Source organism: Burkholderia gladioli, assembly GCF_000959725.1.
GTDB classification, from domain to species: Bacteria; Pseudomonadota; Gammaproteobacteria; order Burkholderiales; family Burkholderiaceae; genus Burkholderia; species Burkholderia gladioli.
In genome coordinates this window covers 3,040,671-3,065,851 of sequence record NZ_CP009323.1, presented here as the reverse complement: position 1 = coordinate 3,065,851, position 25,181 = coordinate 3,040,671, and the positions used below count along the sequence as shown (strand labels likewise).

Sequence of the window (25,181 nt, the reverse complement as noted above, 5' to 3'; positions counted from 1 at the left end):
GCTCAGCTCCTTGTAGTCCTTGCAGTGTCGGTGTCTCGAAGCTCGTCGTGAACGGCCGGGACGGCCTCCCGGTCGAAGCGTTCGAGCGCGAATCGGTACAACTCGATGTCGAAGCGATTGCTGTGCTCGACGTGCTCCCGGCAGGCCGGGCTCAGCGTCAGGTCACGCGCGTAGCTGCCCTCGTTGCGCCGCTCTACGCCGGCCGCGGGCCAGCCGAAGCGCGCGCAGAAGCGCCGCATCGATTCGTCGAAGCGCTCGGTCAGGCCGAAAGCCGCGAAACGCTCGACCAGGTTGTGCTTGGCCATCTCCAGGTGCTCGGGACCGACGCGCGCGCGCGGCGAATCGAAATGCGCGCCCGAGACGGCCCGCACCTGGGCGTTGTCGAGATCGATGCTCGCCTCGCTGGCGAGGAAGCGCTCGAGCCCGATGCGGCGCTGGAACAGGTACGCATGCAGGTAGTTGAGCGGCTCCTTGAGCGCGTAGAAGTAGTACGACACGAGCCGCGAGACCGGCTCGCGCAGCAGCGTGACGTAGCGGCTGCCGTGCTCGCTGTCGTCGAAGCCGTACGGGAAATGGCCGCGCAGCATCGCGTACGAGGCCTTGTCCGCTTCGTCGAGCGCGCGATACGCGTCGATCCGGCCGTTCACCACCGGATGCTCGTCGTCGACGTAGAACTTCGCGATCCTGGCGCCCGCGTGGAGCTGGTCGAGATGCTCGCCGAACGCGGTGCCGGCCGTGCGCGGGATATGGACGAAGGCGATGCGGGAGCCCGACGCGCTCATGCCACGGCCTCCCTGCTGGTGGCCTGCTCGGCATCGCGCCAGACGTCGCCGAGCGCGCGCGCCAGCGCGTCGGGACAATCGCGCAGCAGGTAGTGGCCGATGCCGGCGTACTCGACGAGGCGCACCTGCCGGCCGAGCTTGAGCCAGTCCGCGTGGCGCTCGGCGTAACCCTCCACCAGCGGGTCCTCGGTGCCCACCATGCACCACACCGGTACGTCCAGTGCCTGCAGCGCGCCGGCCTGCATCTCGTCGTTCAGGTGATCGTAGTAGACGTCGGCGAGCCAGCTGTCGTAGCGGAAGTCGTGCAGGAAGAACGCCTGCTCGTCGGCCTGGGCCGGCAGCGTCGCGCCCATGCCACCGAGGAAGGCGAAGATCTGCGCGTCGCTGCGGGTGTCCGGCTTGCCGTGACGCATGCGCATCAGCGCGCCGCCGATGCAGAGCGCGCGCAGGTCGGCCTTGCGGCGCGAGAGTTCGCGTGCGATCGCGATCGCCAGCGCCGAGCCGTTGCACTGTGCGAACACGATCACCGGCAGCGTGGTGGCCGCCAGCAGGTCGTCGCAGACCTGGCCGGCCAGGCGCCGGATCTCGGCCAGCAGCGCCGCGTCGTCGCCCACCGGCGTGCGCGGCAGCTTCACCGCGAACAAGGCCAGGTCGGCCTCGTGCCGGCCCACCGCGCGGCTGGTGTCGACGAAGCTGACCGGGCCGCCGGCGGCATTGGCCACGCACACCAGCACGGCCTTCGCGCGCGCCGTGTCGCCCGCCATCAGCACCACCGAGCCGGACTCGGTGGGCGCGCGCTCCAGGTACTCGGCCAGCGCCTCGATGCTCGGATGATCGTAGATGTCGGTCACTTCCAGGGGCGCGCCGTACTTGGCCGCGATCCGGATCGCCTTGAACGAGTCGCCGCCCAGCTCGAAGAAATCGTCGTGGATGCCGAAGCCGTCGTGGCCGAGCACCTCGGCGAACACCTCGGTCAGCCGGCACTGCACCGGCGTATGCGGCGCGACGCGCGCCACCCGCGACGGCTCGTGGCGGAATTCCTCGCGCAGGCGGTTGCGGTCGATCTTGCCGCTCGGCAGTTGCGGCAGCGCCGTCTCGAAGCGGAACACCGAGGGCACCATGTAGGGCGGCAGCTTCGCCTTGAGCGCCTCGACGATCACCTCGCGCTGGTCGGCCTGGTGCGGCACCACGTAGGCGCACAGGAAGGCCTCGCCCCGTTCAGGCTGGATCAGCAGCACGGCGGCCTGGCGCACGGCCTCGATCGCGCGCAGGCTGGCCTCCACCTCCTCCAGCTCGATGCGCATGCCGCGCACCTTCACCTGCCGGTCCTTGCGGCCGTGGAACATCAGCACGCCGTCCTCGCGCATCACGCCGAGATCGCCGGTGCGGTACAGGCGGCCCTTGTAGCGGTCGGGGAACGGGCTCTCCACGAAGGCCTTGGCGGTGGCCCCCGCCATGCCCACGTAGCCGCGCCCCACGCCCACGCCGGTCACCACGATCTCGCCGCGCGTGCCGATCGGCACCGGATTCAACTGCTCGTCGACGATGTAGATGTCGAAATTGGCGAGCGCGCGGCCGATCGGCACCGGATTCTCGATCACGTCGCCGGGCGACATCAGGTGGTGGGTGATGTCGTCCGAGGCCTCGGTGGGCCCGTAGGCGTTGAACACGTGGGTGTTCGGCATCAGCGCGAACCAGCGCTGCAGCAGCGCGGCGTCGATGGTCTCGCCGTTGACCATCAGGTAGGTCATCGCCTCGGGCCGCGGCAGGCCGGGATGCGCCTCGAGGTGCTCGACCAGCGCCAGCAGGTAGGTGGGCACCACCTCCAGGATCGTGATGCGATCGTCGTGGAGCCGGCGCAGCAGCCCGTCGATATCGTGCACGGTGCGATCGTCGTAGACGAAGGTCGTGCCGCCCTGGGCCAGCGCGATGAACATCTGCCAGACCGACACGTCGAAGCTCATCGATGCGTTCTGCGCGACGCGGCACTGCGCGTCGATGCGCATGTCGTGCGCCTTGTTGACGATGTTGTTGAGCATGCCGATGTGCTCGATCATGGCGCCCTTCGGCTTGCCGGTCGAGCCCGAGGTGAACAGCACGTAGGCGAGGTCGTGCCCCGACACGTGCACGTCCGGGTTGTGCTCGAGCGTCGCGTCGGGCGCGGCCAGCTCCTCGAACACGAAGCGGCTCACGCCGGCGGTGGCCGGCTCGACGGCGGCCACCGCGGCATCGGCGATCACCACCGTCGCGGCGGCCGATTCGAGCATCTCCTGCATGCGCTGGGGCGGCAGCACCGGATCGATCGGAATATAGGCCGCGCCGATCTTCCAGATCGCCAGCACGGCCACCGCGAGGCGGTCGCTGCGCGTGATGCGCAGGCCGACCAGCGAATCCGTGCCGAGTTCGGGGCAGGCCTGCATCAGGCGATTCGCGAGCCGGTTCGCGGCGCGATTGAGTTCGTCGTAGGTATAGCGCTTGCCGTTGCAGACGAGCGCGCAGCGGGTGGGCGTGTCGGCCGCGTGATCCTCGATCAGGTGCGGCACCAGGTTGCGCCCCAGGCGCAGTTCGCCCTGCCGGCAGGTGCGGCTCAGCCCCTCGCCGGATGCCGGCGCCGGTGCCGGGCTCCCGCCCGCGAGCAGGGCCTCGACGGGCTGTTCGAGTTGGTCGGGAAGGCGGTTCAGTGCCGCGTTCAGATGGTCGGTCATGATCTCGATGTCCTTGATGTGGTACCGCGTACGATCGAATGCGATGTCGAAATGCAGGCGGGCGCCGGGTTTTACCGTCACGGTCAGCCCGTAGTGGGTGTCGTCGATGAAGTCGTAGTCGCGCATGCCCAGCGCCGCGCGCGCGTCGTGCTCGGCCGCCGGATAGTTCTCGACCACCAGCAGCGTGTCGAACAGCGGTTGCCCGGCGCGCACGCCCGATTCGCGCTGGATCTCGACGAGATCGAGCAGGCCGTGGGACTCGCGCTCCACGTGCCGCGCATGGACCGTGCGCAGCCAGTCGCCGAGCGTCGCCCGCGGGTCGATGTCGACGCGCGCCGGCAGCGTCGCGATCAGCGGGCCGACCATGGTGTCGATGCCCGGCAGCTCGACGTCGCGCCCCGAGGTGGTGACGCCGAACAGCGGCGAGGACTGCCCGCCGTGACGCCCGAGCACCAGTGCCCAGGCGGCCTGCAGCACGGCCGCGAGCGTCACCCTGCTGCGCCGTGCCGCCTCGACGAGGCGCCGCGTGCCGGCTTCGTCGAGTTCGCGGGTCACCACCGCGGCATCGGCCGCTCGCGCATCGAGGCCGGCCTGCTCGATCGCGAGCACAGTGCGCTCGGTGCGCGCGCCGAGCTGTTCGCGCCAGTAGCGCCGATCCTCGTCGAGCGGCCGGGCCGGGCGCCATGCCACGTATTCGCCGAACTGCACGGCCGCGGGCAGCATCGGCTCGCGCCCGGCCGCCAGCGCGGCGTAGGCCAGCGCCAGGTCCGCCCAGATCAGCTGCAGGCTCCAGCCGTCGAGGATCGCGTGGTGATAGGTCCAGACGAAGCGGCGACCGGCATCGTGCCGGATCACCTGGAAGCGCATCAGCGGCGGCTGGCCGAAGTCGAACGGCGTCGCGCGATCGGCAAGCAGCAGCGCACGGAACGCCGCCTCGCGCGGCTCGGCGGCGAGACCGCGATGATCCGTTTCGCGCCACGGCAGCGGCACCGAGGCGGCCACCAATTGCAGCGGCTGCTCGCGCTCGAAACCGACGAAGGCGGTTCGCAGGGCCGCGTGGCGCGCCACCACCACCTCCCAGGCGCGCCGCAGCACGTCGAGCTCGACGTGCTCGCCGAGCGTCATGTGCACCTGGTTGACGTAGGCGCTGGCGTGATTCGGCATCAGGCTATGGAACACCATGCCCCACTGGATCGCGGTGGCCGGATACAGCGCGTCAAGCGCCGGCTGGCTGGCGTGCCAGCGCGCCAGCTCGTCGCGGCTCGCGCCGGCGAGCGGGAAATCCGCCGGCATCGGGCACCAGCCCGCTTGCGCGGCGCAATGCGCGGCAAGCTCGCGCAACGCCGCCTCGAAGCAGGCGCCCAGTGCCTCGACGTCGGCGGCATCGAAGCGCTCGCAGGCGTAGTCGATCTCGAAACGCAGGCTGCCGTCCTCCACCCCGCCGTTGATGCCGAGCCGGTGCTCGCGCGGTCGATCGGGCGTGATGTCATCGCGCGACACGGTGCTCAGCACCCGGATGTCGGCCGCCTCGTCGGCGCTCACGTCGAACTGGCCGAGATAGTTGAAGACGATCTCCGGCGCGTTGCGCGTCGCGAGCTCGTCCAGCTCGGCATCGGCCGCGAGATGGCGCAGCATGCCGTAGCCGATGCCGTGCCGGGGCGTGGCGCGGTACTGCGTCTTGACCGCGGCGATCGTCGCGGCCAGTTCCGGCTCGCCTTGCGATGCGGGCAGCGCGAGACGCTGCGGGAAATAGCTGGTGAACCAGCCGAGCGTCTCGCCCAGCGCGGGCGGCTCGTGCTCGGGCAGGTAGTGCGCGAGCGCCTCGGTCTCGCGGCCGTGGCCTTCCAGCGCGATACGCAGTGCGTCGAGCCCGCGCCAGCGCCATGCGGCGATCAGCAAGGCGGCCAGCAGCAGTTCCACGGTCTGGGTGCGATAGGCGTGATGCGTGCGCGTGAGCAATTCGCGGGTGGCCTGTGCGTCGAGCACGACCTCGACGATGCGCGTGCTGTGCCGGCTCTCGCGAGCGGACGCGCCGAGATCGGGCAGCAAGGGCGGCACCGGCTCGCGCAGCGTGCGCAGCCAGTGCTCGCGCTCGGCCAGCAAGGCCGCGCCGTGGCGCGCCGCGCCAGGCCTGAAAGCCGTTGCCGCGCGGGCGGCGCTCGATGTCGCCCCGCGCGCGCCATTGCATGAAGCCGCCGCGCAGGTCGTCGAGCAGCACGCGCCACGACACGCCGTCGATCACCGCGTGATGCGCGGCCAGCAACAGCCGGCCGCCGCGCGCGCCATCGCGCGCCAGCGCCGCCACGAACAACGGCCCGCCGGCAAGCCGCACGGCGCGCCGCGCGGCGGCGAACAGCGCCTGCGCGCCCGCGCCGTCGAGTGCCTGTCCGGCATGGTCGTGGCACATCAGGCGCGCGCTGTCCTCGCGCGGTGCCGACGCGGCGAATTTGGCCCGCCAGCCCGACGCGTCGCGCGCGAAGCGCAGGCGCAGCGCGTCGTGGTCGGCCACCAGCGTATCGAGCCATGCCTCGAGAAATGCCGGCGTGAGCTCGGCCGGCACGTCCAGCAGCCGCGATTGCTGGTAGTGATCCACGTGCCGGTCGTCGATCGCGAAGAACGCGTGATGGATCGGCAGCAAGGGCATGTCGTCCGCACTGGCTTCCGTGGCGCCCTGGCTCGCGCCGCGGTCCGACGGGTGGACAGGCTCGTGGCGCGCGTTGGCGGCCAGCAGTTCGATGCTCGGGAAGCGGAACAGGTCACGCGCCGAAAAGGCGATGCCCTGCTGGCGCGAGCGCGCCGCCACCTGGATCGACAGGATCGAATCGCCCCCCAGCTCGAAGAAATTGTCGGTCACGCCGAGCGTCGGGGCCCGCAGCACCGCGCGCCAGATCTCCCACAGCGCCCGCTCGGTCGCGTTGCGCGGGGCGAGCGCGCCGCCGGCATCGCCGACCGGGTCCTGCAGCGCCAGCGCGGCGAGCGCGCGGCGATCGAGCTTGCCCGCGATGCCCTTGGGCAGCGCCGCCACGAAGCCGAACGCGCTCGGCACCATGTAGTCGGGCAGGCTCGCCCGGAGCGCCGCCGCCAGCGCCTCGCGCGCGGCCGCCGGGTCGGCCGCGCCCTCGCCCGGCGCGAGCGCGACGTGCGCCACCAGTTGCGCGCGGCCGTCATCGTCGCGGCGCACCGCCACGGCCGCCTCCGCGACCAGCGGATGGGCGTTTAGGGCCGTCTCGATCTCGTCGAGCTCGATGCGGTAGCCGCGGATCTTGACCTGCTGGTCGACGCGCCCCAGGAACTCGATCTGGCCGTCGTGCGTCCAGCGCGCGAGGTCTCCCGTCAGGTAGAGCTTGCCGCCCGGGGTGAACGGATCCGGCAGGAAGCGCTCGGCGTTGAGCGCGTCGCGGTTGAGGTAGCCGCGCGCCACCCCGGCGCCGGCGATGTGGAAATCGCCCGGCATGCCGATCGGCACCGGCCGTTGCATGCGATCGAGCACGTGCACGCGATAGTTGCCCAGCGGCCGCCCGATCGGCACGCGTGTGCTCGCGAGGGGCGCCGCGTGCGAGTAGGCGGTGGTGAACACGGTCGCCTCGGTCGGACCGTAGACGTTCTCGATCGCCGCTGGCCGCAGCACCTCGAGCGCGGCATTGGCCAGCGCGACCGGCAATTCCTCGCCCGCGGCCAGCACGTGGCGCAGCCGGTGCCGCGCCTGGAAAACCGGGTCCGCGGCGGCTTCCCGCACGAACAGGCGCAGCATCGACGGCGTGAAATTGACGTGCGTGACGCCGAACCGGCACATCGCCGCCATGATCAGGTCGGGTGAACCCTCCTCGCCCGGCGGCAGGATCGCTAGCGAGGCGCCCCCGACGAACCAGCCGAACAGCTCCGGCACCGAGACGTCGAACGCGTAGTTGGTCTTCAGCAGGTAGCAGTCGTCCTGCCCGAGCGGATAGCGGGCCTGCACCGCGTCGAGCAGGTTGGTCACGTTAGCGTGCGTGACGGCCACGCCCTTCGGCTGTCCGGTGGAGCCCGAGGTGTAGAGCAGGTAGGCGGTGGCGTCGGGCGCGACGGCCGGCATCGCGCGCGAGGTGCCGGACTGCGCAGGCGGCTGGGCGGCATCGAGGCACAGCGTCTCGATCGCGTGGGAGGCGAAGCGCGCGCGGCGGATCGGCTCGACCGTCAACAGCAGCGCCGCGTCGCTGTCGCGCAGCATGAAGTCGATCCGCTCGTCGGGCAGGCGAGGATCGATCGGCAGATACGCGCAGCCCGCCTCGAGGGTGGCCAGCATCGCCACCAGCATCTCGAACGAGCGCTCGAAGCACAGCGCGACATGGCGCGGCGCGCCGCCCGTCACGGCAAGCAGGCGGGCGGCCAGCGCGTCGACGCGCTGCCCCAGCTCGGCGTGGGTCAGCATCGCGTCGCCCAGGCGCAGCGCGGGCGCGTCGGGCACGGCGCGGCGGCGGGCCTGGAAGCGCTCGTGGATCAGCACGCTGCCGTGCGACTCGAATGCCGTCGCATTCCAGCGCTCGATGCGGGCAAGGTCGGCGGGCGGGGTGCAGGCGAGCATCGCGACGCTCGCCTGCGGCGCCGCCGCGATCTCGCCGAGCAGCACCTCGTATTGTTCGAGCATCCCCGCGATCGAGGCCGGCGCGAACAGCGCCGTGGCGTATTCGGCCATGCAGGCCAGGCCGTCGGCGTGATGCGCGATCTCCAGGCTCAGGTCGTACTTGGCCGCGCCAATGTCGTGGGGCACCGCCGGCGGCAGCTCGCCCTGCCCGCCATCGTGGCTGGCGTCGTGCCGTTCGTTGTGGAATTCGAACATCACCTGGAACAGCGGCGTATGGGCGGTACCGCGCGCGGCGCCGGCCAATTCGATCACCTCGCCGATCGGCAGGGCGCGCCGCTCGTAGGCATCCAGCGTGTCGCTCGCCACCCTGGCGAGCAAGGCGCTGAAAGGCTCCTCGTCGTCGATGCTCGCGCGCAGCACGACGGGGTTGGCGAAGTAGCCGACCTTCGCGTCGTCGCGCCCCGTCTCGCGCAGCGACATCGGCGTGCCAAGCACGAACGCGGCCTGCCGGCTGTAGCGGCGCAACAGGATCTGCCAGCCGGCCAGCAACACCATGAACAGCGAGGCACCGTGCGCGGCCCCGAGCGCGGCGAGCCGTTCGGCCAGCGCGGCGGGCAGGCGCCGCGCGGCAAGCGCGCCGACGCCGTCGCGCACGGCAGGACGCGGGAAATCAGTCGGCAGCTCGAGCAGATGCGGCACCTCGGCGAGCCGGGTGCGCCAGTAGTCGCGCAGCGCCTCGATGGCCGGGCCGGTCGGCGGCGGTGCATCGGCAACGCCTGCGTCCGTGGCAGCGTCAATGCCGCCGCCGTTCGCACGATAGGCATCCACGATCTCCCGCGCGACGATCACGCGCGAACGCGCATCGAATACGATGTGGTGCGCCACGAACTGCAGCACGTCGCCCGCCTCGCCGAGCCGGTGCAGGCGCACGCGGAACAGCGGCCCGGCATCGAGCGCGAAGCGCGGCCGCGCGAATGCGCCGAGCGCGGCGCGCAGCGTCGCCTCGTCGGCCGGCGTCACCTCCGCCTCGGACCAGTCGAGCTCGATCGCCTCCCGCACGCGCCGGCGCAGCGCCGCCCCCTCGCCGTTGAAGGTCGCCCGCAGCATCGGGTGGCGCGCCGCGATCGACGCGATCACGCGGCGCATCCGCTCGGAATCGAGACGCCCGTCGCGCGCCGCGTCGAAGCGCAATGCAAACGACAGGTGGTAGGCCGCGCCATCCTGGACCTGCTCGGCCAGCCACATGTCGCGTTCCGGCGCCGAGGCCGGCGCGTCGCCCTGCATCGCGGCCGCGCAGGCCGAATCCTGCGTGGCGCGATGCGCGTCGTCGTGCATCGCCTCGCCTGCCTTGTCGTGCGGACGTTGCGTCGATGCCGCGGCGCGCTCGCCGAGCCTCGACAGCTCGTGCAGCGATCCGCAGCCAAGCACGTCGATCCGCTTCGCGTCGGGCGCCACGCATTCGCGCACGATGCTCACCAGCAACGCCGGCTCGAGCGTCTGCACGGTGCGTTCGAAGAGGTCCTCGTCAGGCTCCGTGCCGCTCATGCCGAGATGCGCCGCCAGCCGGCCGCGCAGTGCCTCGATCGCTTCGATCGCGTTGATGTTCCCTGCCTTGTCCATCAGTAATCCTATTTGACAGATATTCCATGCGGCCCTTGCCGCGCGGTTGTCCGGCCTCAACCCGCCACGCGCTCGCGTTGCGGCAGCACCAGGGTTTCGGCGAGCCGTCGCACGTGGCGCCGCAACTCCGGCACCGCCGTGGCCTCCCAGTCACGCGCCTGCAGCAAGGGGCCGACGTAGTAGAGCCAGTCCGAAGCCGTGCCGCTGGCATCCAGCACGGCCCCGCTGTCGGCGACGGCGAAACCCATGCCGATCGCGTCGCGCCTGAGCAGCCCGTCGGCGTGCAGGCGGCCGAACAGCGAATCCGCCGCGTCGCCGAAGTCGGGTGCGGGGCCGGTGCAGTTGATCACCGCCGCGACACGCAGCGGCTCCGGCACATCCGCCCCGCGCCGGCGCACGGCGACCTCCACGCTATCCGGCCGCCAGGCATAGCCGGTCACGCGTCCGGCCGTCAGCACCAGCGCGCCGCGCTCGAATTCGGCATGCAGCAGGGCCGCGGGCCCGGGCGCGCAGCGATGACGGTGCACGTCCCAGTAGGCCCGCAGGTGGCGCAGAAAGCGGCGCCGCTCGCGATCGGCGAGGCGGCGCCACAGCAGCGGCGTGGCCTCGCGGATCGAACCGATCACGTCGCGCCAGTCGCGGCCGGCGATCGCCGCCTCGGCCAGCGCCTCCCGCATCATCCGCAAGTAATGGCGAACCTCGGGACGCGCCAGCATGGCCGCCGCCAGCCGCCCGTCGTAGTGCGGCGGCGCATCCATCTCGCGATGCGCCTGCGGCAGCAGCCCGTGGCGCGACACCACGCGAATCGGCGCCGTGTGCCCACGCGCGCGCAGGCCAAGCACCACGTCGACCATGGTCAGCCCGCTGCCGACCAGCAGCACCGGCGCCGCGCCGTCGATGCCGTTCAATGCGCCGGGCCGCCACGGGTCGCTCACGTAGCGCCCGCTCTCCAGGACCTCGCGCGGCACGCTGCCTGCGGGCGGCTCGCCGCGCATCTGGTTGCCGTTGCTGATCACCACGCAATCGGCATGGATCACCTCGCCGTCGGCCATGGTGATCGCGGCGGGCCGCTCACCCCGCGGCGGCGCGATGGCCACCGCGCTGCCGACCACGCTGCGAAAGCTCACGCCCTCGCAGGCCCGCTCGATGCGCTCGGTCAGGCGGGCCTCGAGATAGTCGCCGTAGAGGCGGCGCGGCACGAAGCTCGCACGCGTATGGCGCGCATCGCGCTGCTGCGCGTAACGATGGAAATCGTCGACGTCGGCTTCGTCGGCGCTCATGCGCCCGGCGGGCACGTTGAGCAGGTGGTCGAGCGTGCGCGTGCCGTAGGCCACGCCCCGCGCCATCGCGCCCGAGCGGTTGATCAGCAGCAGCCGCAGCGGCCGCACCGGCGGCGAACGCAGCCAGTGCATCGCCAGCGTCGCGCCGCAAAAACCCGCGCCGATAATCGCAATTGTCGTCATGCCTTCCTCGTCTCGATTCGCAAGCAGGGGAAAAGATCGTTCGTGCCGCCTGGCTCGGCGGCGGCTAGCGGGTCGCCAGGGCCTGCGGCGCCTGCCAGCCGCCGCCGAGCGCCTTCGCGAGGCGCACCACGGTATCGGCCTGCATGCCGCGGATGCGGGCCGCCTCGCGCTCGCCGGCCAGCGCCGCGCGCTGCGCCTCGATGACGTCCAGGTAGGTGACCATGCCGTTCCGATAACGCGCGCTGGCGAGCGTCAGCAGGCGCTGCGCGTCGTCGACGGCACGACGCGACTGCTGCGCCGCCGCCGCCAGCACGTCCAGGCCGGTGACGGCGTCCTGCACTTCCTGGAAGGCCGTCAGCACCGAGGCGCGATAACGTGCCTGCGCGGCGTCGTAACCGGCGCTCGCGAAGCGCTTGCGAGCCACGCGCCGGCCGCCGTCGAACAAGGTCTCGCCGATCGATCCGCCAAGCGACCAGACCAGGCTCGGCACCGTCGCGAGCGTGGCGAACTGCGCGCTCTGCCAGCCGATCGACGGCGACAGCACGAGGCTCGGGAAATAGGCGGCGCTCGCCACGCCCACGCGCGCGTTGGCGGCGGCCATCGCGCGCTCGGCGGCGGCCACGTCGGGGCGCCGCTGCAGCAGGTCGCTCGGCATCCCGGTGGGCAGCACCGGCAGCGCATAGGCCTCGCGATTCGGCGCCAGCGAAAACTGCGGCGCGGGCTCGCCCACCAGGGTGGCGATCACGTGTTCGTAGCGCGAGCGCTGGGTCGCGAGCAGATGCAGCTGCACGCGGGTGGCGTCGAGCTCGGTTTGCTGCTGCAGCACGTTCAGCTCGGATACCTGTCCGAACTTCCACTGCTGCTGGACGAAATCGAGCGCCTTCTGCTGCCACTCGATCGAATCGGCCACGATCCCGCTCTCGTCGTCGAGCGCTCGCAGCGCGAAGTACGCCGAGGCGAGCTGCGCGGTCAGGGCGAGCCGCGCATTGGCCAGGTCGTCGGCCGACTGTTCCGTGTCGGCCACGGACGCCTCGACCGAACGGCGCACGCGCCCGAACAGGTCGACCTCCCACGACAGCCACGCGCCCGCCTCGAAATCGTTCTGCACCGTGGAATAGTTCGGCGAGTCGTATTCGGTCAGCGGCCGATTGGCCGAAATGCGGCGACGCTGCGCGGCAAGACCGACGCCGACGTCGGGCAGGCGCGCGGCGGCCACCGCCGACAACTGTGCGCGGGCCTGGTCGTAGCGCGCGGCGGCCTCGCGCAGCGTCTGGTTGCGCTCGAGCACGCGGCGCTCGAGCTCGTCGAGCTCGCCGATGCCGAAGGTAGTCCACCAGGCGTCGTCGAGCGAGGCGCGCGACGGCTCGGCCGGGTGCCAGTTGGCGTATGCCGGATCGATCTTCCAGGCTTGCGGCGCGGCCACGGCCGGCCGTTGATAGTCGGGCCCGGCCGCGCAGCCGGCCAGCGCAACGGCCAGCGCGGCGGCGCACGACAGCGCGCTCGCGCGCGCCAGCCGCACGAGGCGCGGGCCTCGCGCGACACCGGTGGCGCGATGGCTCACGGATCGAAGAGTGATGGATCGATGGATCACGGATCGATGCCTCGTCATGACGCACTTCCCCCGGGCATGGCCGGCGCGTCCTGCGCCGGCAGCACCAGCCATTTCGCCAGCGTGGCGGCCAGCGCCATCAACAGCGCGGAGACAATAAAGACCAGCCGGATCGACGTGGCCGTCGCCACCAGCCCCCAGAGATAACTGCCGATCGCCAGCCCGCCGACGATGCAGGAATGGAACAGCGACAGCGAACGCCCCGCCACCCAGGCCGGCGAGGCGGTCTGGATCGTCAGGTTGTAGGTCGACACCACCGCCACCCAGCTGCCGCCCGCCATCGCGAGGCCGGCCAGGGCCGCCAGCCGCGTCGGGCTCCACGCGGCGATCGCCATGCCCGCGGCGAAACTCAGCGTGCAGAGCGCGAGCAGGTTTTCGCGACCCAGCCGCATGCGCAGCGCGGCGCCGCCGAGCGCGCCGGCCGCCGCGCCGGCACCGAAGGAGGCGAGCAGGATGCCGTAGGTGGTCGCGTCGCCGCCGAAGCGCTGCCGCGCGAACAAAGGCAACAGCGCCCAGACCGGGCTGCCGAGGAAACCGAACGCGGTGCTGCGCAGCAACGCGGCGCGCAGGCCCGCGTCGCCGAAGCAATAGCGCATGCCCTGCCCCAGCATCGCCGCCAGCGGTTCGCGACGGCGCTCGCGCGCCGCGCCGCCGCCACGCACCGCGCGGGCCAGCACGGCCACCAGCCAGGCGCAAGCCAGCACGCTGATGCCGAACGCGGCCTGCGGCGACAGCGTCGCCACCACGAAGCCGCCGAGCGAGGGGCCGGCCGTGCGCGCGATATTGAGCGAGAAGCTGTCCAGCGCGATGGCCGCCGACAGCTCGCGCGCCGGCACCTGCTCGGTGACGGCCGACTGCCAGGCCGGCTGGAACATCGCGCCCGCGCAGCCGCCGAGGAAGGTGAACAACAGCACCCAGGCCGGCGTCATCACACCCCAGGCCGCCAGCAGCGCCAGGCACAGCGCCGCGCCCAGCATCACCGATTGCGATACCAGCATCACGCGGCGTCGGTCCCAGGCATCGGCCGCCACGCCCGACATCAAGGCGAACAAGGCGATCGGCAGGGTCGAGGCGGTCTGCACCAGCGAAACCATCGCCGGCGACGGCGCCATCGAGGTCATCAGCCAGGCCGCCGCGACGGTCTGGATCGATCCGCCGATGTTGCCGACCAAGCTCGCGCACCAGATCGTCCTGAACGCGCGATAGGCGAAGGGACCGCGCAGCGTGGCGAACCACGAGCGCCGCGCGGGCCGCGCGGTCGTGCCGGCCACTGCAGCGAGCCCGGGATCGGACTCGTCGCGCGATTCGAGCAGGTCGCTCATTGCGACTCCAGCAGATGCGTGGCCAGCGCCTCGACCGTCGGATGGCGGAACAGGTCCGCCAGTTGCGCATCGATCTCCAGCTCGCGCCGCACGCGCCCCAGCAGTTGGGTGCCGAGCAGCGAGTCGCCGCCGAGCTCGAAGAAGTTCTCGTCGATGCCCACCGTCTCGCGCCGCAATACCTCGGCCCAGTAGCCGGCCAGCGCGCGATGCAGCGGCGTGCGCGGCGCCTTGCGCGCGCCGCCGGGCTCGGGCGCGCGCGGCACCGGCAGGGCCTGGCGATCGAGCTTGCCGTTCGGCAGCAGCGGCATCTCGGCGAGCGGCACGATCACCGCCGGCACCATGTAGTCCGGCAGGCGCGCGGCCACGTGCGCACGCAGCGCGGCCGCGTCGGCGGGGCCGGCCGTGACCACGTAGGCCACGATCGATACCGGGCCGGCGGGCGTGTCGGTGCGCGGCAAGACCACCGCCTGCCGGACCTGCGGATGCGCGGCCAGCGCGGCTCGTACCTCGCCGAGCTCGACGCGCATCCCGCGAATCTTGACCTGGTCGTCGAGGCGGGCGAGATGCTCGTAGCAGCCGTTCGCGTCGCGACGCAATACGTCACCGGTGCGATAGCGGCGCGCACCGCCGCCCTCCGGCGCCTCGCCGAAGCGTTCGGCGCTCAGCTCGGGGCGGTTCCAGTAGCCGAGCGCGACGAAGGCGCTGGTAATCGCCAGTTCGCCCTCGCTCGCGCCAGGCTGTCCCTGCGCATCGAGCAGCGTGGCCTGGACGCCCGGCACGGGCCGGCCGACCGGCAGGCGCACCGCATTCGCGTCGGTCTCGAGATCGGCCACGTATTGCAGCGCCGTGGTGCATTCGGTCGGGCCGAGGCCGTTGATCAGACCGCACCGCGGCCCGCCATGACGCGCCACCAGCGCGACGTCGCCGCCGACCGCGGCCTCCCCGCCCAGCACCACCCAGCGCAACGCGGCCGGCCGGGCGAAGCCGGGAAACGCGGCTCGCAGCACGCTCGGCGTCGAATGCCAGATCGTGATGCGCTCGCGCAGCAGCCACTCGCCGATGCCGTCCACGCCGCGCCGCCGCACGTCCCATATATGCAGGCACGCGCCGCTGAGCAGGGTCGCGTGAATGTCCATCACGGAAGCATCGAAGCCGTAGTACGGCAGCAGCGTCATGCGATCGTCACGCTCGAGCCCGAGCGACGACGCATAGCAGGCCGCGTGGTGCAGCACGTTGCGGTCGCATTGCATCACGCCCTTGGGCACGCCCGTGGTGCCCGAGGTGAACAACAGGTAGCTGATCGCCTCGGGCCGCCGCGCCTGCAGCGGCGTTCCGGCTTCGGGCAGCGACGCGTCGTCGATCACGCACACGGCCAGTCCGAGCGACGCCGCCAGCGCCGCATGCTCGGGAGCCGCGAGCACGATCCGGCAGCGGCATTCCCGCACCACGGCCTGCAGGTGGGCAAGCGGGTGATCGACGATCAGCGGCACGTAGAACTTGCCGGCGCCGAGCACGCCGTACAACGCCGCGATCATCGGTGCGCCATGCCCGTAGAGCAGGGCAACCGGCTCCTCGTCGGCACCGCCGGCGGCCAGCAGGGCCGCCGCGATACGCGAGGCGCGCGCCGCGAGTTCGGCATAGGTCCAGCGCCGCCCGTCGTGCTCGACGGCGGGCGCATCGGCTTGCCGCGCGGCCATCTCGGCGAAGCGCGCCGTCAGCGAATCGGCCGATGCGATCGCCCCTGCCGAAGCGGTCGAGAAGCGGCGGGCGAACGGGTCCTCCGAGGCCGGGTTCGGATCATGCCTGCCGGCCGGGTCGTGCTGGGTCATATGGCTCTCGGTAAGGAATGCGCAAGCGGGCCGACTCGCGCTCAGGCGGCGGCCACTTCGGTATCGCCGGTTCGTGATGCGGGCTGGAACAGCCCTTCGTAGTGACGGCTCAGGCAGCGCGCCGCGGACTCCACGTCCATCGCGGTGGTGTCGATGTGGATGCGCGGCGCGCGGGGTATCTCGTAGCCGGAATCGATCGCGGTGAACGAGGCGATCAGCCCGGCGCGCGCGCGCCGGTACAGTCCCTTGGGATCGCGCGCCTCGGCCACCGATGGCGGGACGTCGACGAACACCTCGACGAAACGCTCCTCGCCGATGATGGCGCGCGCGGCGTCGCGAAATGCCTGCTTCGGGGAAATGCAGGACACGATCACCACGCGACCGGTGTCCGCCATCAGCGCCGCGACCTCGGCGATGCGCCGGACGTTCTCGGCGCGATCGGCGTCGCTGAAGCCGAGATCGGCGTTGAGCCCGCCGCGTAGCGCATCGCCGTCGAGCACCGTGGCCGGCCAGCGCCGCGCGCGCGCCTGCTGCTCGAAGCGCGTCGCGATGGTGGTCTTGCCCGCCCCGGAAATGCCGGTCAGCCAGAACACCAGCGGCACCACCGCCTCCTGCGCATCGCCCTGGAGCGGCGCGGCGAACCACGCGGCGGCCCCGCCGTCGTCCAGCGGCATCGCCGCGCCGATATCGTCGAGCGCCACCTCGATCGCCTCGCCCGGCGCGAGTTCCATGCGCCGCGGCAACCAGCCGACCGCACGGGCACGCCCGATCACGATGCCGTCGTGGATCAGTTCCTGGGTCCATATCACCGCGTCGGCGCGGCCAGGCTGCTCCGCGCGCAACGTCAGCGATGCCGGCGCCTGGGGCGGCACGGCAGCCGAGTCGGGCCGCGGGCCCCGCGATTGCGGTTGGCAGCTCAGGAACGCCACGCTCGCATGCAAGGGACGCAGGCACTCGGCCCTCACCCGCTCGCGAGCGGGCGCCGCCGCGGCCATGCGCTCGAGCGCGGGCCCGAAATCGACCGCGTAGCGCTCCCCCAGTTCCCGGGCGCGCGCCGCGACATCGGCATCGAGACGGGCCGCATCGCGCCATTCCACCAGTTGCGCGCTGTAGCGCACGGTGTTCGGCAGGACCGAGGCCCGCGACGTGCCGAAACGCTCGAGCAGACTTTCGAGCCGCCGGCCGTAATGCAGGTCCACACCGTTCGCGCCGATCTTCACGGGGCCGAGCACGAGGTCGAAGCGCGCGCCCTGCGCGGCCAGGGTCGCCTCGTCGGCGAATGCGAGCCGATCCGCGACATCGCCCTGCTGCGAGCCGACACGCGCGATGGGCGCATCGGGATCGCACAACACCGTCACCCGGGCGGCACCGCAATGCAGCGCCTGCAGCCCCGCCGCGCCCGAACCGCTCGCGTCGAGCACCTGATGCACGACCCCGATCGCGCGCCGCATGCCGTTGGTCGCGGCGATCGGCAGATCCGCGGCACACAGGAATTCATGGCATGCGCGAGTCAAGGGAATGCCACGTCTATGCTCTCTCATAGCACGTTCGTCTTTGGTTTGATTTGTCACGGTACGCGTATCGCGGATACGCGGGCCCTCGGAATGGCTTTCGTCTTTTTTCAAACGCAAGCTATCGAATCGTTTGAATCGTTTCGCTTGAATCGTTTTTAAGCAGGAATTTTATACATCACTTATTCCGAATACACAAGTCCTTATTCATCCTGATCATAAGGCGGAAATCGTTGCGTCGCACCATCCGCTCCGCGCTGAATCGGGCCCCACCGGACGAATAACAAAATGACACGAACAGACGTGCGCGTGATATTCGAAATATCCGCATCGCGCAACCGCATTCACGAAAATTTAACGAGGAAATTTTCTCCGGCGATTCATCACCCGTTTCGTTGACAAAATCGAAAAGGTGCTGTTGAATTCGTCAACTCGACGTGACAGCAGACGGTATCGGCATCCCGCGAAGTGGGTCGGAACGCCTGGTCCCGGGTCCGGGCAAGGTGTCTGCAACACCTGCGCGCGGATCGTCGAAACCATCGCCGGCTGGCGGGTGAGAGAGCACCCGCCAGCCGGATCGACCAACAACGCAGAGCGCCGGGAGCGCCGCATGCGCGGCATGCGGCTGGCCCGGCGAACAGTAGAAAGGCGCGACATGAATGCCGAGATTCATCGACGTGCAGATGCGGCCAATCCCAGTGTGGTGCTGCTTCCGCCCGATATCCTGCGTCCCACCGAAGAGATCCTCGCCTCGCGCTTCCGGGAAGTCAGCGAGCGTCTGTTCGCGGCCGGCGTCTGGCAGGAGCCGATCCTCGTCGAGCAGGCGTCGCTGGTGGTGATGGACGGCCATCATCGGCGCGCCTTCGCGCTGGCGAACGGCTTTGCCCGGGTGCCGTGCGTGCTGCTGTCCTACGCCGAGGTGAGCGTGGAATCGCGCCGCGAAGACCAGTGCGTGACGCCGCATGAGGTGATCACTCGTGGCCTCGAGGGCCGCCTGTATCCGGCAAAATCGACTCGCCACATCATTCCCGGCTCGGCAAGGATTTCCTGTCATTTCCCTCTCGAAAGACTTCGATATTCCTGATTACCCCGGCCGTATTCGATTTTCCCAACGCGAGATTGAATTCGATTCGTCCGTCTACCCGGTTTTAAAATCGGGTGCCGGCCCGATCATTCTCGATTGATTTACTCAGGTGCCACATGAAATTCGGCTCGATCGAACAGATAATCAACGACCGGATATTTCTGCGACTCGATGAATTCGCGGCGGGCCGGCAGGTATATCTGAAACTGGAAGGCTTCAATCCCGGCGGCTCGATCAAGATCAAGACCGCGCTGGCATTGATAAGAGATGCGGAACAGAATGGCCGACTGTTAACGAAACGAAAAATGATCGAATCGAGTTCAGGCAATCTCGGCTTGTCGCTGAGCATGATCGCGGCGGCGCGCGGCTACCGGTTCACCTGCGTGGTCGACGCCAATACCAGTCAGCAGGCAATCGGCGTGATGCGCGCATTCGGCACCGAGGTGGTGGTGATCGACCGTCGCGACGAGCAGGGCGGCTTCCTCGGCAATCGCCTCGCCTACATCCGCGACGCGCTCGAGCGCGATCCCGACCTGACCTGGCTCAACCAGTACCAGAACGCGGCCAATCCCGCGATCCACGCCGACATGACGGCGCGGGCGATCCACGAGGAATTCGGCAAGGTCGATCACTTGTTCATCGGCGCGGGTACCACCGGCACGCTGATGGGCTGCGTCGAGTATTTCCGGCGCCATTCGCCGGGAACCGAGATCATCGCGGTCGATTCGGTGGGCTCGATCACCTTCGGCACGCCGGGTGGGCGGCGCCATCTGCCAGGGCTCGGCTCCAGCGTGATGCCCCATTTCTTCGACGGCAGCCGGATCGACCGCCTGCTGCAGATCCCCGAGCCGGAAACGGTCTGCGCCTGCCGCGACCTGGCCCGGCGCTACGGCGGCCTGTTCGGCGCCTCCACCGGCACCGTGCTCGCCGGCGTTCGACGGCTGGCCGGCGAACTCGGCCCGGACGCGACCATCGTGGCGATCGCGCCCGACCTCGGCGGCCTGTACGTCGACACGGTCTACAACGACAACTGGTGCGACGACACCTACGGCCAGGCATGGCGCGACGCGCTGGGCCAAATCCACGTCATGGAGAATCTGGAAAATGTCTAATCGGCCGCGCCCGTTCAGCGTGATCGGCGGCAGCTACATCGCCGAGCTGCTCGCCACTTCGAAACGCGACATCATCGACATCGTCGAACACGGCTACCGGCTGCACGAGCTCGGCGGCACGAATAACCCGGACAGCTATTTCCTGCGCTTCGACGACAAGCCCGAAGCCCGCATCATCGCCTTGCCCGCGGCGATCCGGGACGTCGATCGCGCCCGCTTCGTGTCGGGCATCAAATGGATCGCCAGCTATCCACGCAACATCGAGGCGAACCTGCAACGCGCCTCGGCCGTGGTGGTGCTCAACGACTACGAGACCGGCTACCCGTTCGCCTGCCTCGAGGCCTCGCAGATCAGCGCGGCGCGCACCGCCGCGTCGGCGGTGCTCGCCGCGACCCGGCTCGGCCCCGCTCAACGACGCGCGGCGAGCCTGGGCGTGATCGGCGGCGGCGTGATCGCGAGCACCATCCTCGAATACTTCAAGGCGGCCGGCTGGCATTTCGACGAGGTTGGCATCCACGACCAATCGCCCGAGCATGCCGAGGCCTTCGCCCGCAACCTTTCCTCGCGCGACGTCTATCCGGTGCGCACCTGCAGCGCCGAGCAGGCGCTCGGCGCCGAGCTGGTGGTGCTGGCGACCACGGCGGGCGCGCCGTGGGTGCCGGCGGACTATCGCTTCACGGCATCGCAGCGGGTACTCAACGTGTCGCTGCGAGATCTCGAGCCCGACACGCTGCTCGCCGCGAACAACGTGTTCGACGACGTCGAGCACTGCATGAAGGCCAACACCTCGCCCCATCTCGCGCAGCAGCGCTACGGCCATCGCGATTTCGTCTCGGGCACGATCGGCCAGCATATCCTCGGCACGCTGCGCCTCGACCCCGGCAAGCCGGTGATCTTCTCGCCGTTCGGCCTGGGCGTGCTGGACCTGGCCGTCTCGATGTTCATCCACGAGCGTGCGCTGGCCGAGGGCGGACAGCACAGCATCGACGATTTCTTCGCGAGCACCGAGCGCTGGAGCCAATGATCGCCCGCGCCACGACACGCCGGCTCGCGCCGAGCGCGTCGCGCGCCCCCTCGCCTTCCTCGCCGCGACGCCGCCAGGCGCCGCGGCGCATCCTTTTCCCGTCGACCTCAGCAACCGCACGCCCATGTCTTTCGCCACACGCCGCCATCTGCTTGCCCTCACAACGACATCGCTGATCGCGGTCGGCCTGCTCGCATGGCTGGCCCGCTCGCCCGACACGGCGCATGCGCAGGCAGCCAAGGCCGCCCCCGCCGTGCCCGTGACCGCGGCCACGGTCGGCGCGATGGACGTGCCGGTCTACCTGACCGGGGTCGGCACGGTGACGCCGCTCTACGACGTCACGGTGCGCAGCCAGGTCGACGGCCAGATCACCGGGATCCATTTCAAGGAAGGGCAGCAGGTGCGCGAGGGCGACGCCCTGGTGGACATCGACCGCCGCGCATTCCAGGCCCAGGCCGATCAGGCCGCGGCGCGCCTCGCGCAGGATCAGGCCACGCTCGCCAACGCGCGCCTCGAGCTGACCCGCCACGAGCGGCTCGCCGAGGTCAACGCGACCTCCACGCAGGCGCTCGAGGCACAGCGCGCGCGCGTGGACGAGCTGGTCGCGCAGGTTCGCGGCGATCGCGCGGCGGTGGCCAACGCGCGCGTGTCGGTGGACTACACGACGGTACGCGCGCCGATCTCGGGACGCGTCGGCTTCCGGCTCGCCGACCAGGGCAACATCGTGCGCGCCAACGACACGCCGATCCTCACGCTGGTCACCACCGCGCCCATCACGGTGATGTACGCGCAGTCGCAGAACGCGCTGCCCGACATCCAGGCCGCCATGCGCGGCGGCAAGGTGGAGGTGGTGGCGCTGAACACCGACGGCACCCGCGTGCTGTCGCGCGGCCACCTGGAGACGATCGGCAACCGCGTCGACGTCAACAGCGGCGTGATTCGCCTGAAAGGCAGCTTCGCCAATGCCGACGGCGCGCTCTGGCCGGGGCAGTCGGTCATGATCCGCACCGTGGTGGACACCCTGCGCGACGTGCTCGCGGTGCCGGACGACGCGATCCAGACAGGGCCGAACGGTCATTTCGTCTACGTGATCGGCGCCGGCGATACGGTCGCGCCGCGCCCGGTCCGGCTCGGGCCGCGCGTGCTCGGCCATGCCGTGATCGCCAGCGGGCTGAAGTCGGGCGAGCGGGTGGTCGTGCAGGGCCAGTACCGGCTGCAGGACGGCGCGCGGGTCGCGGCGACACTGCTGCCCCCGCCCGCCGCGCCGCTGCGCGCCGATACCACCGCCGACGTCCCCCATGCGCTCGATGCGGGCTCGGGCAGCCTCACGCTGGGTGCCGACTGAGATGCGTACCAACCTGTTCGCGGTGTTCATCCGCTACCCCGTCGCCACCTGCCTGCTGACCGCCGGCATCCTGTTCGCCGGCCTGGCCGCGTACCAGCACCTGCCGGTCGCGCCGCTGCCGCAGGTCGAATTCCCGACCATCCAGGTGTCGGCCGTGCTGCCCGGCGCCGATCCGGAATCGGTCGCCTCGACGCTCGCGCAGCCGCTCGAGACGCAGTTCTCGAAGATTCCGTCGGTGGTGCAGATGACCTCGCAGAGCACGCTCAGTTCGACCTCGATCGTGCTGCAGTTCGCGCTGGACCGCAGCATCGACGCCGCGGCCAACGACGTGCAGGCCGCGATCGACGCGGCCGCGGCGCAACTGCCCGCCAACCTGCCCTCGCCACCCACCTTCCAGAAGGTCAATCCGGCCGACGCGCCGATCCTGCTACTCAGCGCGACCTCGGACACCCTGCCGCTGACCACCATCGACGATTACGTGGAAACGCGCCTCACCAAGAGCCTGAGCCAGATCGACGGCGTGGGCGCCGTGTCGATCGGCGGCCAGCAGAAGCCGTCGATCCGGATCCAGTTCGATCCGGTCAAGCTGGCCGCGCGCGGCCTGTCCTCGGAGGAGGTGCGCCACGCGCTGGCGGCGCTCTCGGGCGTCAATCCGAAAGGCATCTTCAACGGCGCCACGCGCTCCTACACGATCTACACCGACGGCCAGCTCACCCAGCCCGCGCAGTGGAACGAGGCGATCGTCGCCTATCGCGACGGCGCGCCGATCCGCGTGCGCGACATCGGGCGCGCCGTGCTCGGCCCCGAGGACAACACGCTGGCGGCCTGGATCGACGGCAAGCGCGCGGTCTCGGTCGGCATCTACAAGAAGCCCGGCGCGAACACCGTGGCCACCGTCGACCAGATCCGCGCGCGCCTGCCGGAGCTGACCGCGTCGCTGCCGCCGTCGCTGAAGGTGCGCATCCTGGCCGACCGCACCCAGACCATCCGCGCCTCGCTGCTCGACATCGAGCTGACCCTGCTGCTCAACGTGGTGCTGGTGGTGGTGGTGATCTACGCCTTCCTCGGCAGCGCGCGCACCACCATGATTCCCGCCATCACCGTGCCGGTGTCGCTGCTCGGCGCCTGCGCGCTGATGTGGGCCTGCGGCTACAGCCTCGACAACATCTCGCTGATGGCGATGACGATCGCGGTGGGCTTCGTGGTGGACGACGCGATCGTGATGGTGGAGAACATCGCGCGCCACGTGGAGCACGGCGAGCCGCCGATGCGCGCCGCGCTCAAGGGGCTCGACGAGACCAGCTTCACGATCGCCTCGATCAGCATCTCGCTGGTGGCCGTGCTGCTGCCGCTGCTGCTGATGGGCGGCATCATCGGACGGATGTTCCGCGAATTCGCGGTGACGCTGTCGATGACCATCCTGGTGTCGGCCTTCGTCTCGCTCACGCTCACGCCGATGATGGCCGCCTACATGCTGCGCGGGGGCGCCAGCGATGCCGAACGGGCCCGGCGGCCCAGCCGCTTCGAGCGCGCCTTCGCGCGCCTCGCGCGCGGTTACGAGCGCGCGCTCGACGTGGCGCTGACGCACCGCTTCCTCACCCTGTGCCTGTTCTTCGCCTCGGTGGCCGCGTCGGTGCTGCTCTACGCGGGCATCCCGAAGGGCTTTTTCCCGCAGCAGGACACCGGCGTGATCACCGGCGTGTCCGAGGCCTCGCAGACCATCTCCGTCGAGGACATGGCGCGCCACTCGGCGGCGCTGGCCGCCATCATCCGCGCCGATCCGGCGGTCGAGCACTGCCAGATGGCCGTCGGCGGCAGCGCCTACGCGGGCACCACCGTCAACAACGGCCGCTGGTACATCACGCTCAAGCCGCGCGGCCAGCGCGACGCCAGCGCCGACGAGGTGATCCGCCGGCTGCGCCCGCAATTCGCCAAGGTGGCGGGCGTGCGCATGTACCTGCAGGCCGCCCAGGACCTGATCATCGGCGCGCGGCTCGCGCGCACGCAATACCAGCTCACGCTGCAGAGCGCCGATGTGGGGCTGCTCACGGGATGGTCGCCGCGGGTGCTGGCGCGCCTCTCGGACCTGCCGCAGCTGCGTGACGTGGCGAGCGACCAGCAGGTCAACGGCTCCGCGCTGAGCATCCGCATCGACCGCGACCAGGCCGCGCGATACGGACTGACGCCGCAGGCCATCGACGGCACCCTCTACGACGCGTTCGGCTCGCGTCAGATCGGCCAGTACTTCACCCAGCTCTCGACCTACAAGGTGGTGATGGAGGCGCTGCCCTCGCTGCAGCGCGACCCGTCCACGCTCGACAAGATGTACCTGAAGTCGCCCTCGGGCGAGCAGGTGCCGCTGTCGGCGGTGGCACGCTGGACCACCGACACCACCCAGCCGCTGTCGATCAACCACCAGGCGCACTTCCCGTCGGTGACGATCAGCTTCAACCTCGCGCCGGGGGTTTCGCTGGGCGAGGCGACCGCCGCCATCGACACGGCCCTGGCGGCGATGAACCTGCCGCCCGCCATCATCAGCGCGTTCCAGGGTACGGCGCAGGCGTTCCAGAGCACGCTCTCGACCATGCCGATGCTGATCGTGGCGGCGCTAATCGTCGCCTACCTGGTGCTCGGCGCGCTGTACGGCAGCTTCGTGCATCCGTGGACCATCCTTTCCACACTGCCGTCGGCCGGCGTCGGCGCGATTGCCACGCTCTGGCTGTTCAAGTACGACTTCAACCTGATCGCCCTGATCGGCGTGATCCTGCTGATCGGCATCGTGAAGAAGAACGGCATCATGATGGTGGACTTCGCCATCGTGGCGACGCGCGAACAGGGCATGAGCTCGTACGAGGCGATCCGCAATGCCAGCCTGCTGCGCTTCCGTCCCATCATGATGACCACCATGACCGCCCTGTTCGGCGCGCTGCCGCTGATCATCGCCGACGGCATCGGCTCGGAGCTGCGCCGCCCGCTCGGCTACGCGATGGTGGGCGGCCTGATCGTCAGCCAGGCGCTCACCCTGTTCACCACGCCCGTCATCTATCTCTACCTCGACGCCCTGTCCAACCGGCTCGCGGCCTGGTTCCGCCGGCGCAACGCGTATTCGACGCAGCAGCCGGCCCGGCAAGGCATCACCCAGGATTGAGTCCGCCGGACGCGCCGATCCATGATCGACCTGATCTACCATAGAGGGCCTGCCCTGGCCCGCTCC

At 70.4% G+C, this 25,181-nt stretch carries 12 protein-coding genes and 1 pseudogene; 6 read left to right on the top strand and 7 right to left on the bottom strand.

Going from position 1 to position 25,181, the window contains the following annotated elements:
- Window positions 1-2 precede the first annotated feature (2 nt).
- From BM43_RS30665 to cysC, 7 genes and pseudogenes are all read right to left on the bottom strand, one after another.
- On the bottom strand, window positions 3-782 hold the full coding sequence (locus BM43_RS30665) for a sulfotransferase family protein (RefSeq protein ID WP_080742149.1): 780 nt from the start codon (window positions 780-782) through the stop codon (window positions 3-5).
- Window positions 779-9,668 (bottom strand): annotated as a pseudogene (locus BM43_RS42605) (amino acid adenylation domain-containing protein). The gene BM43_RS30665 and the pseudogene BM43_RS42605 overlap by 4 nt, the downstream one beginning before the upstream one ends.
- A gap of 56 nt (window positions 9,669-9,724) precedes the next feature.
- Window positions 9,725-11,131: an FAD/NAD(P)-binding protein gene (locus tag BM43_RS30655; protein ID WP_036051947.1), complete on the bottom strand. Its 1,407-nt coding sequence runs from the start codon at window positions 11,129-11,131 to the stop codon at window positions 9,725-9,727.
- Between the two features lie 64 nt (window positions 11,132-11,195).
- Window positions 11,196-12,722 (bottom strand): efflux transporter outer membrane subunit, encoded by a 1,527-nt coding sequence (locus BM43_RS30650; RefSeq protein WP_230676286.1) that lies wholly within the window; start codon window positions 12,720-12,722, stop codon window positions 11,196-11,198.
- A gap of 14 nt (window positions 12,723-12,736) precedes the next feature.
- A complete protein-coding gene (locus BM43_RS30645; protein WP_036051948.1) occupies window positions 12,737-14,062 on the bottom strand; it encodes an MFS transporter in 1,326 nt (441 codons plus the stop codon).
- Window positions 14,059-15,891, bottom strand: a complete 1,833-nt coding sequence (locus BM43_RS30640; RefSeq protein WP_036051949.1) for a non-ribosomal peptide synthetase — start codon at window positions 15,889-15,891, stop codon at window positions 14,059-14,061. Before BM43_RS30640 ends, BM43_RS30645 begins: the two co-directional genes overlap by 4 nt.
- Window positions 15,892-15,932: 41 nt before the next feature.
- Window positions 15,933-17,366 (bottom strand): adenylyl-sulfate kinase, encoded by a 1,434-nt coding sequence (gene cysC, locus BM43_RS30635; RefSeq protein WP_042285600.1) that lies wholly within the window; start codon window positions 17,364-17,366, stop codon window positions 15,933-15,935.
- Between cysC and BM43_RS42375 the strand changes: the two genes are divergently transcribed.
- The 6 genes from BM43_RS42375 to BM43_RS30610 all read left to right on the top strand — a co-directional run bounded on the left by BM43_RS42375 (window position 17,316) and on the right by BM43_RS30610 (window position 25,115).
- Window positions 17,316-17,564, top strand: a complete 249-nt coding sequence (locus BM43_RS42375; protein ID WP_162184487.1) for a hypothetical protein — start codon at window positions 17,316-17,318, stop codon at window positions 17,562-17,564. The genes cysC and BM43_RS42375 overlap by 51 nt on opposite strands.
- Window positions 17,565-18,057: 493 nt before the next feature.
- Window positions 18,058-18,486, top strand: coding sequence for a ParB N-terminal domain-containing protein (locus BM43_RS30630; protein ID WP_042285586.1), 429 nt, complete (start codon window positions 18,058-18,060; stop codon window positions 18,484-18,486).
- 116 nt (window positions 18,487-18,602) lie between these two features.
- Window positions 18,603-19,598, top strand: coding sequence for a 2,3-diaminopropionate biosynthesis protein SbnA (sbnA, locus tag BM43_RS30625; protein WP_036051950.1), 996 nt, complete (start codon window positions 18,603-18,605; stop codon window positions 19,596-19,598).
- Window positions 19,591-20,622: a 2,3-diaminopropionate biosynthesis protein SbnB gene (gene sbnB, locus BM43_RS30620; RefSeq protein WP_036051951.1), complete on the top strand. Its 1,032-nt coding sequence runs from the start codon at window positions 19,591-19,593 to the stop codon at window positions 20,620-20,622. The genes sbnA and sbnB overlap by 8 nt, the downstream gene beginning before the upstream one ends.
- Before the next feature lie 124 nt (window positions 20,623-20,746).
- Window positions 20,747-21,967: an efflux RND transporter periplasmic adaptor subunit gene (locus tag BM43_RS30615; protein ID WP_088555439.1), complete on the top strand. Its 1,221-nt coding sequence runs from the start codon at window positions 20,747-20,749 to the stop codon at window positions 21,965-21,967.
- A gap of 1 nt (window position 21,968) precedes the next feature.
- Window positions 21,969-25,115: an efflux RND transporter permease subunit gene (locus BM43_RS30610; protein WP_036053568.1), complete on the top strand. Its 3,147-nt coding sequence runs from the start codon at window positions 21,969-21,971 to the stop codon at window positions 25,113-25,115.
- Window positions 25,116-25,181: the final 66 nt, after the last annotated feature.

Coding starts and splice junctions, on each gene's coding strand:
- BM43_RS30630 (WP_042285586.1), top strand. CDS start 18,058: ATGAATGCCGAGATTCATCGACGTGCAGATGCGGCCAATCCCAGTGTG.
- BM43_RS30665 (WP_080742149.1), bottom strand. CDS start 782: ATGAGCGCGTCGGGCTCCCGCATCGCCTTCGTCCATATCCCGCGCACG.
- BM43_RS42375 (WP_162184487.1), top strand. CDS start 17,316: ATGCACGACCCCGATCGCGCGCCGCATGCCGTTGGTCGCGGCGATCGG.
- BM43_RS30610 (WP_036053568.1), top strand. CDS start 21,969: ATGCGTACCAACCTGTTCGCGGTGTTCATCCGCTACCCCGTCGCCACC.
- sbnA (WP_036051950.1), top strand. CDS start 18,603: ATGAAATTCGGCTCGATCGAACAGATAATCAACGACCGGATATTTCTG.
- BM43_RS30640 (WP_036051949.1), bottom strand. CDS start 15,891: ATGACCCAGCACGACCCGGCCGGCAGGCATGATCCGAACCCGGCCTCG.
- BM43_RS30615 (WP_088555439.1), top strand. CDS start 20,747: ATGTCTTTCGCCACACGCCGCCATCTGCTTGCCCTCACAACGACATCG.
- sbnB (WP_036051951.1), top strand. CDS start 19,591: ATGTCTAATCGGCCGCGCCCGTTCAGCGTGATCGGCGGCAGCTACATC.
- BM43_RS30655 (WP_036051947.1), bottom strand. CDS start 11,131: ATGACGACAATTGCGATTATCGGCGCGGGTTTTTGCGGCGCGACGCTG.
- BM43_RS30645 (WP_036051948.1), bottom strand. CDS start 14,062: ATGAGCGACCTGCTCGAATCGCGCGACGAGTCCGATCCCGGGCTCGCT.